This window comes from Coleofasciculus sp. G2-EDA-02, from assembly GCF_040226375.1.
In the GTDB taxonomy this organism is placed as follows: domain Bacteria; phylum Cyanobacteriota; class Cyanobacteriia; order Cyanobacteriales; family Coleofasciculaceae; genus Coleofasciculus.
Window position 1 is genome coordinate 1 of record NZ_JAVKEW010000043.1, and the last position, 15,204, is coordinate 15,204.

At 47.4% G+C, this 15,204-nt stretch carries 10 protein-coding genes; 7 read left to right on the forward strand and 3 right to left on the reverse strand.

Features of this window, described 5'->3' with window-relative positions:
• Nucleotides 1-174: 174 nt before the first annotated feature.
• From RLO19_RS04235 to RLO19_RS04245, 3 genes are all read right to left on the reverse strand, one after another.
• On the reverse strand, nt 175-1,299 hold the full coding sequence (locus tag RLO19_RS04235) for a type III-B CRISPR module-associated Cmr3 family protein (RefSeq protein ID WP_446354132.1): 1,125 nt from the start codon (nt 1,297-1,299) through the stop codon (nt 175-177).
• Nucleotides 1,300-1,514: 215 nt separating this feature from the next.
• Nucleotides 1,515-4,406: a type III-B CRISPR-associated protein Cas10/Cmr2 gene (locus tag RLO19_RS04240; protein ID WP_446354134.1), complete on the reverse strand. Its 2,892-nt coding sequence runs from the start codon at nt 4,404-4,406 to the stop codon at nt 1,515-1,517.
• Nucleotides 4,407-4,709: 303 nt separating this feature from the next.
• Nucleotides 4,710-5,786 (reverse strand): WD40 repeat domain-containing protein, encoded by a 1,077-nt coding sequence (locus RLO19_RS04245; RefSeq protein WP_446354135.1) that lies wholly within the window; start codon nt 5,784-5,786, stop codon nt 4,710-4,712.
• A 415-nt stretch (nt 5,787-6,201) separates the two neighbouring features.
• Here RLO19_RS04245 and RLO19_RS04250 point away from each other — a divergent pair, with 415 nt between their 5' ends.
• The 7 genes from RLO19_RS04250 (at nt 6,202) to secA (ending at nt 15,149) form a co-directional block, all read left to right on the forward strand.
• The gene (locus RLO19_RS04250) at nt 6,202-7,470 is read left to right on the forward strand and encodes a GTP cyclohydrolase II (RefSeq protein WP_446354137.1); all 1,269 of its coding nucleotides are present in this window, start codon (nt 6,202-6,204) and stop codon (nt 7,468-7,470) included.
• Nucleotides 7,471-7,990: 520 nt separating this feature from the next.
• Entirely contained in the window at nt 7,991-9,301 is a 1,311-nt protein-coding gene (locus RLO19_RS04255) for a URC4/urg3 family protein (protein WP_446354139.1), read from the forward strand.
• Nucleotides 9,302-9,776: 475 nt separating this feature from the next.
• Entirely contained in the window at nt 9,777-10,412 is a 636-nt protein-coding gene (gene upp, locus RLO19_RS04260) for a uracil phosphoribosyltransferase (RefSeq protein WP_446354141.1), read from the forward strand.
• Between the two features lie 34 nt (nt 10,413-10,446).
• Nucleotides 10,447-10,938, forward strand: coding sequence for an ureidoglycolate lyase (locus RLO19_RS04265; RefSeq protein WP_446354143.1), 492 nt, complete (start codon nt 10,447-10,449; stop codon nt 10,936-10,938).
• Nucleotides 10,939-11,091: 153 nt separating this feature from the next.
• Nucleotides 11,092-12,012 carry an Rpn family recombination-promoting nuclease/putative transposase gene (locus RLO19_RS04270; protein WP_446354144.1) on the forward strand — a complete coding sequence of 307 codons (921 nt, stop codon included), beginning with the start codon at nt 11,092-11,094 and terminating at the stop codon, nt 12,010-12,012.
• Between the two features lie 110 nt (nt 12,013-12,122).
• A complete protein-coding gene (locus RLO19_RS04275) occupies nt 12,123-12,314 on the forward strand; it encodes a hypothetical protein (RefSeq protein WP_446354145.1) in 192 nt (63 codons plus the stop codon).
• Between the two features lie 45 nt (nt 12,315-12,359).
• Entirely contained in the window at nt 12,360-15,149 is a 2,790-nt protein-coding gene (gene secA, locus RLO19_RS04280) for a preprotein translocase subunit SecA (RefSeq protein WP_446354147.1), read from the forward strand.
• The last annotated feature ends 55 nt before the right edge of the window (nt 15,150-15,204 follow it).

A 15,204-nucleotide genomic window follows, 5' to 3' on the forward strand; every position in this document is an offset into this window, starting at 1 on the left:
CAGCATACCTTAATAGCGCTGAAAATAACGGATTAAAGCAGCAAAGCTTCTCAAATTACTACAATTACTGACGTATTTAGACTTGAGTAGGGCGAGTTCCGTCCGATTTTAAGCCTGTGGACTGGTTGAGTGCCGACACCGCCAGAGTGAAACAGGAAGCAATCCGGATAATGTCTAACAAGATCCAATTTTGTCTAGCTTTGTCCAAGTGTTGTAGAACGGTAGCCAGAACAATTGAGAATAGCCTAACTTACGCCAACGGCGAACATGATTCGGTGCCTCCAAACTCTCCTGAAACAACGGGGCAGGATGTTCTAAATAGTAAACCGTTCCCGGTGGCGCGGCAAAGACTTGGGGGGCGGGTATACTCTGATTGTCCCCATACCGCATCCGACAACTAATCGCTAAGGGTTTGTCTGTAGCAAAACTGACTAAAGGACCAACCTTTTGATTCGCCTTCGCCGGATAAGCAAAATACCATTCCCAAGGATATGCCTGACACAAGGCTGTACCATGGTGACGTCGTTCAAATACCCCCGGAGTCACTAAATACGCCAGAGATTTTTGTGATCTCCCCTGATTCCCCTGAGACACCTGCTGCAAACTATTCCACTGTTCTCCTAACTGGGGACAAGAGGCTAAAATCGCCCGATGTCCTTCCCCTCCCAGTCGCAGAATGCTACTTTGGGGTAGATTGAATTGACCCTCAAGGGCAATGGCAAGACTCCAGCCCGGATTCAGGCGGATGGCATTCTCGACAAAATAACCATCGGCATCTAGCACCGATCGCCCGCCCAAATCTATAGTATTATGAGAACGAGTTTCGCCCTGCCAGGGTTGGGTTTGACCCGCCTCTACCCCTTGCCATTGATGGGGTGGAATCTGACCCGTTTTCAGATACTGCCAAATCACCGGAAAGGGCAGATATTGAAAATAATCCTGCTTCCTTCCCCTCCCCGACTGAGACGCCCAAGACGCCCGAACTAAAGGTTGACATCGTTCGGGATTGGTTTGGAGGACACCATAAAGAGGATGGGTATAATCCCAAGCCAGAGGCACCAAGGGTACAGTTTGGCTGTAGGCTAAAGGAATAGGAAAATAAAGGGTTTCCTGATAACACAGAAACGGACCAATCAGGTGCAAATCCTCTCCAGTTTGAAGTAACCCCTGAATCGCCCCAGCAATGGCATGACCATTAGGCGGAAACAAACTACTTGCCCAAGCCCGTTCTCCAGGGGAAAAGGGTTTGGCGTCTCGAAATAGCAGTACATCTAAAGGCGTAATTGTATACCATTTCATTGGTCATTGGTCATTGGTCATTGGTCATTGGTCATTGGTCTTATGTGATAATTGAACGGTGAGGTCGGGGCGGGTTTAGTTATATCAGGGTCAAAACGAAACGTTAGTGGTAAAACCCGCCCCTACACACTCTCCCCCATCTCCCCCATCTTCCCCATCTCCCCCTCCCCGCGTCTCCCCCTCTCCCCATCTCCGCGTCTGTCTCAACCACCAATTTAAAAGCGTGACAGCTTACCAATCTGCCGATGGCGTAAAATAAACGCCGTTAGCTTCAACCAACGTTGGACAGTTTCATCCTGCTGAGGGAGGGGTGTGGTTTGACGTAATGCCCTCAAATACCTAGCTAAATCCGCCTCAAACCCTTGCCTAACCGACTGATTATCCGCCAATAAATCCCGACGCTGGCAAAATGTCCGCGTCCAGGGTACAATCGCTGCTAACGTCGGCGCGGGATGCTGACGCCAGAGTTGGGCGGCTTGTTCAAAAATGCTGTGATTTACCCCCAATTGGAGTAACCTGTGCCACTGATGAAACACTGGGAACCGACTCGTAGCCGTGAGACTATTGCCATTGCCAAATAACACCCGGACTTGCACAGCATCTTTCTCATGCCCTTGATAATCATACTGCTTCGCCCCCGCTTCCGCTGACCAGAGATTCTCCAAAGCAATCGCTAAAGGCACCGAATGATGGGCAATCACAACCCCAACACTCAAACTCGCCTCACCCCCCATCGTAAATAAAGGACGTTTGGGTAAGCGAGAATAGGTATCTGGTTCCCCCCGATAACGCCAATAATCCCCCTGACTGCTAAACTCACCCCTGGGGTCATCCGCACCTCGAAAACATTGCCGAATATCCCATAACCACTGGTACCATTCCCAGAGATTGGTATAAGCTAAAACATCATCGCCGCCACTATAAATTAACCGTCCAGCATAGCGTTGTTCGGTTAAATAAGGAACCAACCGATTGGAGAAATCCAAAAGGGCGCGACTCAGGGCATTATGTGTCGCTGGACCCATACGTTTTTTAAGGGATTTGAGTTGATTAAATCCCTGGTAAATCCTGTGGCTGTCCCCATCCGCCGCTTCAGGGGGGTCAGGCAAAACGGGCATATACTCCTGATACGCCTTCAATCGTTCCCCATTCAACCAGCGACTCATCCCATCCCCATCCCCAGCCGCCAAGACATACCAATCACTGGGATTATTCCCCGGTGTAAAATACTCGGCAATCTTCAACCCAACCCGCTGACATTCTGCCTGTCTCACCTGCTTTTGTGCCTCCCGGGTAAAGGGTTGGCTAGGATTAGGATTGGTGGGCGTAAACTCATCAATCAGCCAACCCGCATTCAGCAGGCGAGAATTGAGTAAATCGGGATAATTTTGTTCAATCCAAGGAATCCCCCAAGGTTGCGTCGCTGGGGGAAAATCACCGGGGAGGGGGGATTGCGTCGTCCAGGCAAAAGCTTGACTAATCTCAGCCGTTGCCCAGCGAAAATACTCTATCGCCTCCGGATGAGTCCGCAACCAACCCGCCACACCAGAACTCAAATCTGGATACAATTGGGGCGAGGGTCGAAACTGGGATGCCAACGTCTCCCCCTCTCCGCGTCCCCCTGTGCCTAAAACCCCTAACAGTTGCGGTAATATCTTATGTAACCCCCGCTTCAGCGTCTCCGTGGCGTTGAGTTCTTCAATCCCATCAAACAATCCCACCTGTCGTTCCCAGTATTTCCCCGTATCCCCTTCTGTGGTATGGCGTTGGTCTGGATTAGGATACACCACTGAACCGATACCCGACACCGTAGACCGAGGTAAAAAAGCCGTTGGCACTTGCCAAACCCGACTATTTTTCACCGTACCCGCTGCATATCGCAGTTGGTCGAATAAATAGGACCACCATGACCCCACATTCACACAAATGGATGGGTCTTTTTCAGACACCGCCCGCATAAACTCCAATTCCTCCGGTAAAAATAGGGCGCGGCGTTGGTCTGGAGTATCCTGAAGCTGGCACAGACGATTCATCGGGTCTAACCAGGCTTGCAGTTGGGCAGCGTCTGATGCAGCAATTGCCTGATTTGTCAAGGGATTCACGCCAATCGGTAACGCCGTCCAATAGGTTTGCCACTGAGACGCCAACCACCCCGACCAAGTGGCACTATTTTCCCCTAAATCTGGCATCCAGTGGCGTTGCTTTAACTCAGCAAACACCAACTGCCCAATCCTAGACCATTCCGCCAGCAGGGTTTGACGGGCGGTTTGCATGGCAGACTTCACGTCTTTGGCGGGGAGAAGGACAACAATCACATTAGGAAACCCGGCGGTGAGTAAGGCAGATGCTGACGGTTGCGGTATCCACGGTCGAAACTCCGCCCATGTCTGCCCCAACCAATAGTCAATTAAGGGTTGCTGAAACAGACTGGGATAAATCAGGCTATCGGGTCCATAGCGTTGTGCCAGCCGCCAACAAAGTTTAGCCGACAGATAATGCAACACCCAAGACCCTGCCCAGAAATCCCGCATTTTGCGACTAGCTTTAATTAACTCTTGCACCGGAGAAAAGCTAAAGGTAGCCAGATGGGGAGGGGAGGAGTTCGAGTCAGTTAATGCCCCAGCTAGGGCGGCGGTGAGGCTAGCTTGACTCCACACCGAGGCATCGGGTAAAAGGGGTACCGCTGGCATGAGTAAGGCATCCTCTCCCAGTCGCTGACTCACGGCTTCGGGTAAGCAGCGCCATAACCACCAAAAGAGTTGGCGGGAGTCGATGGCTTCTGGGGCGTTGGGGGTGCTGTCTGCGGGTGGCGGGGAGGTTAACTGATCATAATCCCTGACATTCACCGATAGGGGGAGTTCTGCCCCCGATAGCAGATGTGCCACGTTCAGAGTCGGCAGAGTCAGAGGCAAATGCATCCGATTCAGCAGGGCGCGATCGCTGGCTTCAGCTATTTGGTAGGCTTGGGATACGGTTGGGGCAGGATTGACTGATTCTAGGGCATTTAAGAAGACTTGAGCATTTTCCCCGGTCGAGTTTCTCAAACTATCCCGGTCAAAATCATAGAGTAATCCTTGGATTTTGGCTTGCCAGAAGGAATTAGACACGAGGGAATTGTGCGATCGCGAGAATCATCCGATTTACTCTATCACAACAGCCTGAATAGAGTATCCCAAAATCCATTGGTACTCCCCCTAAAATAACACGCGATCGCGCAATCTTGTAGCGCCCATGATCGTTCACAGTCTCTGGAATACGGGGACATTATTAAGTTTAGTAATTTTAGGCAGTGGGGGAAGTTGAGGCAGTATGGTTTGTAGGGGCGGGTTTATGGGCTTTCGTTCCGCTATTGATACTAACCTTTGTACAAAACCCGCCCCTACTATTGCCTATTGCCTATTGCCCATTCCCTATTCCCTGTTCCCCGTTCCCCAAATTGCGATCGCGCCATCATTACTCCCGCTAACCAACATCTGACCGTCACCACTAAAGCCGAGGGAAAAAATCGAACCTGAAAACCCTGTCAGCGTCGTCATCAACTCACCGGTTTGCAGATTCCATAATCCTAATCTGCCATAAGCACCTAACGCGCTTGCCAAGATATTACCCGATGGATGCAGTGCCAAGGCATTCACAAAGACAGGTTTAGGATTTGCTACAGGTGTCGAAAGTAATTCCCCGGTTTGGGGATTCCAAACATTAATGGTTTCGGCAAAACTCTCACTCACCAAGACTTGTCCATCCTGATTAAACGCCAACGCTCTTAAAGACTGAGGATGCTGGAGGATATGCCGGATTTCCCCACTCTGCCAATTCCATAAATGAATTGTACCGTCCTCAGAACCACTGGCAAGGAGTTCTCCATTGGGACTAAAAGCAAGAGACAGGGTTAAATTTTCTATATCAAACTGAAGCAGTTGTTTGCCTGTTTCTAGATTCCAAAGCATAATTTCCGAGACAAAACCTAAACCTTCTCCTCTCCTGGAACTGGCGAGAGTTTTTCCGTCTGGGGTAATCGCCAAGGATGGAATCATGCCTTCTTTCTTCTGAAAAGTATTGATCAATTCACCCGTTTTCAGATTCCAGAGTTTAATTGAACCGTCCTCGATACCCCCCCCACTCACCAGTATTTCTGCATTTGGACTAATGGCTAAGGCAGTAATTTGATCAGAATGTCCAGAAAAAGTACGCAATGGCTGACCTGTATTTAGGTTCCAGAGTTTAATCGTTTGATCATCGCTACCCGTGGCGAGGAGTTGTCCATCTTGGCTAATCGCGATCGCGCCTACTGCGTCTGCATGTGCCTTAATATTACGCAACAATTTGGCATCTTGCCATTGTTGAGTCGGCGTAGCGGCGATGAGAGCAGCATTTCCAGGGCTGGGGGATAGAGAATGCGATCGCGGCACGTTGGTGACGATGACAGACAGGACAGTTATAACCGTCAGTACGACGGAAACCGCGTAAGAACTTGACCTGCGACTCATAGTTAACCCTTAACAACACCATCCCACCTAAATTGGTAAGATTATTCCCTTAGACGACAGATAATGCCAAAAAGTATCCCATAAATATTATTCCCGTGCCAACAACAGCACAAAAAATTAGAGAAATTAATTCGGCGACGGTATAACTTACATAGAGTCCAAGCTAAATCCAGGCGAGCCATCTGCCATCTGCCTTTGTTCTGTCAGTGACGGGGAACCATAATTCCCCTGTGGTTGTGTTCCTCGCACCATAGCCTCTGAGTCATTACGTTGTATTTTAAGGAAACATTACAGGGTGTTGACACCCTGTTCCATCAGGTTCATCCATAACCAAACTCTAATTGCTATGATTGGAGCTTGCTTGAATTAAACGACTCATACGTTAATTTGAGGTGCATTCTACATAGGAGCCATCATGCAACTATCACAGCCTTTGTCGAAGTCGAAACCAAAGCATATTGTTTTGACCTCTCATCCAGGGCGTTCCCGGGAACAACCCCCTCGCCTGCATTGGGGAGAAATCGACCCCCTCAAGCGCAGACCCATTATTGGTACGGTGACGAACCTCGCCCATCGTAACGTGATCGGCACTCACTCCGGTTCCTATTCCGTCTATCGGGCATTAGCCGTTGCCAGTGGAGCGCTGCATCCAAATCACAGAGCGGATTTGACCAATACAGCTCCCGTTGTGGCGATAGGTCCCCATCCCAGTTGGGCTAACCCTAATCGCATTGTGTCTCTTGATCCCTTTGGGGGAATGGTGGGGGATGTCTACGCCAATTTCTATGAGCAAGGATACGACATTCGACCCACGATCGCAGTCACCCAAGCCCATGTCAACTTGCCGGAAATCCAAGAAGCGATCCAGAAAAATCGATTATCAGTTGACGGTAAAATTGTCAAGCCCAACGGCAGTTTAGTGGTCACCAAAGTAGCCATTGACCCCGTGTGGTATCTGCCAGGAATTGCCCACCGACTCAACGTCGAGGAAGGAGAATTACGCCGCGCCCTCTTCCAGCAAACCGGGGGAATGTTCCCTGAACTGGTAACCCGCCCAGATTTACAGGTTTTCTTACCTCCGATTGGTGGGATTACAGTTTATTTAATTGGTGAGGTTGACGCGATTACTGATCCCAATCGCCAACTTGCCGTGCGAGTTCATGATGAATGCAACGGTTCCGATGTCTTTGGTTCCGATATCTGCACCTGTCGTCCTTATTTAGTACATGGGTTGGAAGTTTGTGTGCAAACCGCACAAGCCGGAGGTGCAGGGGTTTTGGTTTACTTCCGCAAAGAAGGGCGGGCGTTAGGTGAAGTCACCAAGTTCCTGGTTTATAATGCCCGCAAGCGACAAGAAGGCGGCGATAGCGCTTCTTCTTATTTCAACCGCACCGAATGTGTCGCAGGTGTTCCCGACATGCGTTTCCAAGAACTAATGCCCGATGTACTACACTGGTTGGGAATTACGCGGATTGATCGGTTTGTCTCCATGAGCGACATGAAATACAATGCGATCACCAACTCTGGCATCGAGATTGTCAAGCGCGTCCCGATTCCCGACGATTTAATTCCCGAAGATGCCATGGTCGAAATTGCTGCCAAGCAAGCGGCGGGTTATTATACCGAAACAACCGCACCCGATGCAGTAAAATTAGCGACGATTAAAGGGCGTAGTCTTGGCTGATGGTTTTGGATTCGTTATTGGAAATTGGGCATTTGAGTAGAACCAATGATGAATGAAATGCCAAAAACAACAGACGATTGCCGATTTGATTTCAGGCAGCTTCTTTGTTATTCTTGATCTAGTGACTTAGCTTCCTCATAGTCAGCAGTGTTTCCTTTCAGAACAGTAAGTGTGTCTAATCACAAGTAGAGTGTGTACTCCCGCACTGGCGTCTGTAGTAAGCTATACCGACACACAGTTATTCAGGGGTACACACCTATAAAATAGAAATTATGAATTATGAAAAATTTTTGAGTATTGTGTAGGGGCTATTTTCACTATTATCGTTTCTGACCTCACAATAAATATAACTAGACCCGCCCCGACAAATCTAAAATTTATCCATAAACGACATCACCGGAACTGGGCTCTCGCATTTGGGTAAAACATTTTGGACAAGTATCATAAGATGGCTCCCCAAATGCGAGAGCCCCTACAGGTTATAAATGACAAATGACAAATGACAAATGACAAATGACAAATGACAAATGATCAACAAACTATTGCTTACCTGAGAACACCAAAGGCGATTCGAGAACGGTGCGATCGCGTCTTGGATCTCGCTGAGACAAACCAGTTGCATTACTTCCGTTGCGATTTAACCCAGCTAGAAAATGTAGCCAGTTATGTGATTCAAGTGATGCAGGATGAATATCCTGATTTTAATATCCCTTTCCACAGTCGCTGGCGGCATTTTGAAGTCCCGAACGTGCCACGCCTTGCTGAATTAGACGAAAAATTAGCCGGACTCACTCCTGTACAAAAAGCCCAAACTAAATTTGATTTAGCGATTGTTAGTGTCTTATTGGATGCGGGGGCGGGTGCTGATTGGCAATATTTTGAAACCCAAACGGGACAAGTGTTTCGCCGTTCTGAAGGTTTAGCCGTTGCTAGTTTCCGGATGTTCTGTCAGGGTATGTTTTCCAGTAACCCAGAATACTCCTTACAAGCCGATGCTCAAGGATTGAAAAACTTAACAGTTGAGCAGTTAGCTCACGGATTTCAAGTTAGTTCAGCGAATCCTCTTTTAGGTTTAGAGGGTAGGGTAAAACTCTTACAGCGCTTGGGAGAATCCCTACAGACTCATCCGGAATTGTTTGGTGATCAAAATCCCCGTCCGGGTAATTTGGTCAAGTATTTGTTGAGCCTTTCAACCCGTGAGGGAGAAGCGATGGAGGGGAGTTTGACAGATAAGGTTATGGAAAAAATCGATAACTTATCTAAACCCAACTTTATCGGCAAGCTACCCGCTGAAGTGGTATTATCGGCTGTGTTAGAGGGGTTAGGTGATATTTGGTCAGGACGACTTGCGATCGCGGGAGTAAATTTAGGCGATGTCTGGCGTCATTCTGCCCTGTCTGGGGAAAAGCCGAGTGATCAATATATACCGTTTCACAAACTTTCCCAGTGGTTAACCTACTCCCTTCTAGAACCTTTACAAGAATTAGGGTTAGAAATTACTGGATTAGACGAACTCACCGGATTAGCCGAATACCGCAATGGCGGTTTATGCCTCGATTTAGGACTGATTGTGGTGAAAGATCCGGCGATTTTGCAGCAGCGCCATTTACCGGGTTCTGAAGTAATTGTCGAATGGCGAGCGCTGACGGTAAGTCTGTTAGATCGAATTGCCGAAGCTATCCGAAAACAGCTAAACTTAACAGCAACCCAATTACCTTTAGTCAAAGTTTTGCAAGGTGGGACTTGGACAGCCGGACGAAAGATTGCGGCACAATTAAGAGAAGGGGGGGTTCCGCCAATTCAGATTGAGAGTGATGGTACAGTTTTTTGAACGAAATAATCAGTCGGTGCGATCGCCCATCACCGTAGGTTGGGTTGACACAGGAAACCCAACATTCACTCTCCTCCAACATTAACACCAGATAAGCGCGATCGCTCTTAAAATCAAGTCTAATACTAAGTAGCGTTCTAATACCAAATCCAGGTTAGCTACCCCCGTTATAACAAAGTCCGCGCAGGCGGACGAAAGTTTGTGTAGCAGCGATTTCAATCGCCTCCTCTTGCTTAGACTATTTTATCCATGGTAGGGGCAATTTAAAACATAACCTGAATAAATCTTCTTTGGCTACAAATAACATATATTTTTTATTGTTTTTGTATTAATTATGATCAATTAATAAATACATGATCAACGCCTATTTTAGGGTGTATTCCTTTCGGGGCTGTGATTTGGCAACAGGAGTGGTATACTCTCAGGACATGAAGATTAACTTCTATACAGATAAAAAGCTGTCTACTATTAACAAATGACTCCTCAAGTTACAGTAATCAATCACCCATTCGTGCAACACAAGCTAACCCTTATGCGTCAGGCAGATACCAGTACGGCTAAATTTCGTCAACTGATGAAAGAAGTTGGCAGCTTGTTAGCTTACGAGGTGACGCGGGACTTACCCCTTAAATACGCAGCGATTAAAACACCCCTGGCTCCCATGCACGCTCCCATGCTGGCTTCGGATAAGAAAATGGTGATTGTTTCGATTATGCGGGCAGGGCAAGGGCTGGTTGATGGTATCTTAGAACTGATTCCTTCCGCCCGCTTGGGGCATATTGGCTTGTATCGTGACCCCACTACTCGGATTCCGATTGAATATTATTGCAAACTGCCTCATGATATCGAACACCGAGAGATCTTGGTTGTTGATCCCATGGTGGCGACAGGGAATACAGCCGTAGCCGCCGTGGATCGGGTGAAGGATTTTATCCCGTTGTCCATCAAGTTTTTGTGCTTGCTAGCTGCACCGGAGGGAATCGCGAATTTCCATGATCATCATCCCGAAGTTCCTCTGTATACCGCCGCTATTGATGAAAGCTTAGACGAGCATGGCTATATTTTGCCCGGACTTGGGGATGCAGGCGATCGCCTGTTTGGGACAAAATAGCAGTAAGCTTTGTGTTGCACTATCGATATCTGTCATGAATCCCACCATTTTGGTGAAACAACTTCCACTAGAAGAGATTAGCGCCGAACGCTTTCAACCCTTTGGTCAGTTAATCACGCCGACAGCCGATGATAAACCCTATGATGCGACAGACGCCCAATTAATTCTGCACAACGGGACTCCCCGCTTTTACATTATGCGTTTGTCTCAAAGAGGTCGCAAATTTCACAAAATCACGCGCCATCAGCAATGTAGCCAATGTCTGGGTTCTCTAGAAGGGAAAGACTGGTGGATGGCGGTTGCACCTGCTTGTGAACGCGAACAACCCGCGATCGATGACATTAAAGTTTTCCGGATTCCGGGAAATTGCTTTATCAAGATAGAACTAGGGACTTGGCACGCTGGTCCTTATTTTGAACATGATTTTGTCGATTTCTACAACTTAGAATTGAGTGACACGAATGAGGTTGATCACTTTAGCCATGATTTTCGTAAAAGCCACAATTTAGAATTGGAAATTCTTTAATAATATGTCACCTCAAGAAAAACATCAGTCAGAGCATTGTTTGATGTGTCACTTAAATAAAATCATCGGTTTTTCCTGAAGTGTATACGGGATCTTTGCTGTGCTATAATTAGACTAAATTTCATATACTTATACTGAAAAGGAAAAGCCAACATGAGGTTTATTAGTCCCAAGGTCGATTATGCATTTAAAAAAATATTTGGTTCCGAACAAAGCCAAGCAATTTTAATCAGTTTTCTTAATGCGATCATTTATAAGGAAGAAAAAATAATTCAATCTTTAACCATTGTAAATCCCTATAATCCGGGTCAGGTAATGACCTTAAAAGAAACGTATTTAGATGTCAAAGCTGTTTTAGCGGATGGGTCTATTGTTGTTATTGAAATGCAAGTAGCGCCAATGACTGCTTTTAACAAACGGGTGGCTTATAACCTGGCAAAAGCTTATAGTAATCAGTTGAAAACAGGCGATGATTATCCGTTCCTAAATCCAGCCATTGCCGTAACAATTACCGATTTTATCTTGTTTCCCAACACGGCTCAGGTCATTAACCAATTTGTCTTTCAAGAGAAAACCCAAAAATTTGAACTTTTAGATGGTGAATTGAAGCTAATTTTTGTCGAGCTCCCCAAGTTCAATAAAACCTTGTCTGAACTACAGAGTTTAACCGATAAATGGATTTATTTCCTGAAAGAAGCAGCGACTTTGGAGAGTGTCCCTGATAATTTAGGGGAAGTTTCAGAGATAGAACTTGCTTTAAACCTTGCTAACCAAGCCACAATGACCGTAGAAGAGTTGGAGGTGGTTGATCGGCGAGGCATAATGTTGCAAGATGAAAAAGGACGGCTGGCTTATGCTGAAGAAAAAGGAAAAGAAGAAGGGAAAGAAGAAGGGCGACTACAACAGACCAAAACTCTAGTAGGGCGTCTAATTATGAAGCGTTTCGGCGAAATCCCGTTGGCAATCAGCCGCAAAATTGAAGAATTACCGTTGAGCGATTTGGAACGGTTAACTGAGGAAGTTTTCGATTTTCAAAGTTTACCCGATTTAGCCAGTTGGTTGGAGGAGCGCTAGTAGATTGGTGGAAATAAACTAAATAAACTGAACTTTAAGTTCTGTGAATATGCCTCAAACCCTTAAACCCAATGAAGTAGCTTGCTTCTCAAGGGCAGCGAGTATGGCAGATGACAAAGGACAAAGGACAAAGGACAAAGGACGAAGCACCCCTCAATCTGAGCAAAAATGGTAGGATGATCATAAAAATGCCGCCCTCAGTGGTGGTTTATCATGGGTTAGCCGTTAGCCACTGGGACTCGTGCAAGATTGCCTGTGAACCCTTCCCTCCCCTATTCATGCCCTTAGTCTTGAGTGTCTAACCTTAACCCTAGACCAAGCGCGATTAGACGTATCCCTCTCCTGCTATGTTAAAAAACTTACTTGGCGATCCAAATACCCGCAAACTTAAAAGATACCAACCGTTCGTTGCCGATATCAACGTTCTGGAAGAAGATATCCGATCGCTCTCCGATGAACAACTCCAAGGGAAAACCGCAGAATTCAAGCAGCAGCTTGAAAAAGCGACAACCGATCGTGAGCGAGAAGAGTTACTCGAGGATCTCCTACCCGAAGCCTTTGCAGTAGTGCGGGAAGCAGCACGGCGGGTTCTGGGAATGCGCCATTTTGATGTGCAGCTATTAGGTGGTGTTGTGCTGCACCGGGGAGAAATCGCGGAGATGAAAACGGGTGAGGGGAAAACCCTGGTATCCACCCTCCCAGCTTATCTCAACGCTTTAAGTGGCAAAGGTGTACATATTGTTACCGTCAACGATTACCTAGCCCGTCGGGACGCGGAATGGATGGGACAGGTACACCGTTTCCTCGGATTAACGGTGGGACTGATTCAGTCGGGTATGGGTCCTGGGGAACGACAGCGCAATTACGCCTGTGATATTACTTATGCCACAAACAGCGAGTTGGGCTTCGACTACTTGCGGGACAATATGGCAACATCGATGAATGAGGTGGTGCAGCGTCCCTTTAATTACTGCATCATTGACGAAGTAGACTCCGTACTCATTGACGAAGCCCGCACCCCTCTGATTATTTCTGGGCAGGTGGAACGCCCCACCCAGAACTATATGAAAGCGGCTCAAATCGCTAAGATGCTTCAGCCAGAGGAGCATTATGAGGTTGATGAAAAAGCTCGTAATGTGATCCTCACCGATGAAGGATTTATCCAGGCAGAGAAACTCCTAGAGGTTGAGGATTTGTATGACCCGGAAAATCCCTGGGCGCATTATATCTTCAATGCGATTAAGGCAAAGGAACTATTTACCAATGACGTAAACTACATCGTGCGTAACGACGAAGTGGTCATCGTCGATGAGTTTACCGGACGAGTCTTACAGGGACGCCGTTGGAGTGATGGACTGCACCAGGCGATTGAGGCAAAGGAAGGCGTAGAGATTCAAAAGGAAACCCAAACCCTAGCTACTATTACCTATCAAAATTTCTTTTTGCTCTATCCCAAGCTAGCCGGGATGACGGGAACCGCGAAAACAGAAGAAGCCGAATTTGAAAAAATCTATAACCTACAAGTCACGATTATCCCCACCAATAAGCCCCCTGGACGGCGGGATATGTCGGATGTAGTGTATAAAACTGAGGAAGCAAAATGGAAAGCGGTGGCACGAGAATGCGCGGACATGCATGAGCAAGGACGCCCAGTATTGGTGGGTACAACCAGTGTGGAAAAATCAGAAGTGCTTTCGCGTTTGTTAAGCCAATTGGACGTTCCCCATAATCTGCTCAATGCTCGACCGGAGAACGTGGAACGGGAATCAGAAATTGTCGCCCAAGCCGGGCGCAAAGGGGCTGTGACAATTGCCACCAACATGGCAGGACGTGGTACCGATATTATCTTGGGGGGTAATGCGGATTATATGTCGCGGCTGAAAGTGCGAGAATATTTCATGCCGCAGATTGTTATCCCTGAAGAAGAAGATTCTTTTGCGGCTATGGCATCCGGTAGCGGAAAACGCTCCCAAGCCCAAGGGTTTGCCCCAGGGAAAAAGGTGAAAACTTGGAAGGTGAGCCCCCAGATTTTCCCGACTCAGTTGTCTCCGGAAACAGAGCAAAAGCTGATTGAGGCGGTGAAGTTTGCGGTGCAGCAGTATGGGGAACGCAGTCTACCGGAATTAGAAGCTGAAGAAAAAGTGGCAGTTGCGGCGGAAAATGCCCCGACGGAAGACCCGGTGATTCAAAAGCTGCGGGAGGTTTGTCGGGCGGTGCGAAAGGAATACGAAGCCTTTACTCATAAAGAACATGATGAGGTGATTAGCATCGGCGGATTGCATGTGATTGGTACTGAACGCCACGAATCTCGCCGGATTGATAACCAACTGCGGGGACGGGCGGGACGCCAAGGTGACCCAGGTTCGACGAAGTTTTTCCTGAGTTTAGAGGATAACTTGCTGCGGATTTTTGGGGGCGATCGCGTGGCGGGGATGATGAATATGTTCCGGGTTGAGGAAGATATGCCCATCGAATCGGGAATGCTGACTCGTTCCTTAGAAGGGGCGCAGAAAAAAGTTGAAACCTTCTACTATGACACCCGGAAACAGGTGTTTGAATATGACGAGGTGATGAATAATCAGCGGCGGGCAATTTATGCCGAACGTCGTCGGGTGTTAGAAGGATTAGATCTCAAAGAACAAGTCATCCAGTATGCGGAGAAGACCATGGATGATATTGTAGATGCTTATGTCAACCCCGATTTGCCACCAGAAGAATGGGATTTAGCCAGCTTAGTGGCAAAGGTACAAGAGTTTGTCTATTTGCTGCAAGACCTCCAGCCCGAACATCTAGATGATATGACAGTTACGGAGATTAAAACCTTTTTGCATGAAGAAGTCCGTAAAGCCTACGACATTAAAGAAGCCCAAATCGATCAGATTCAACCGGGATTGATGCGACAAGCCGAACGGTTCTTCATCTTACAGCAGATTGATACCCTGTGGCGGGAGCATTTGCAATCGATGGATGCTTTGCGCGAGTCTGTCGGGTTACGGGGGTATGGGCAGAAAGACCCACTGATTGAGTATAAGCAAGAAGGGTATGAAACCTTCTTGGAGATGATGATTGACATCCGTCGCAATGTGGTGTACTCGCTGTTCCAATTCCAGCCGCAAGTGCAACCGCAAGCCGTGTAGTTTTGAGTCATTGCTCGTGAGCGTTAGATCCCTGACTTCTTGAAGAAGTCGGGGT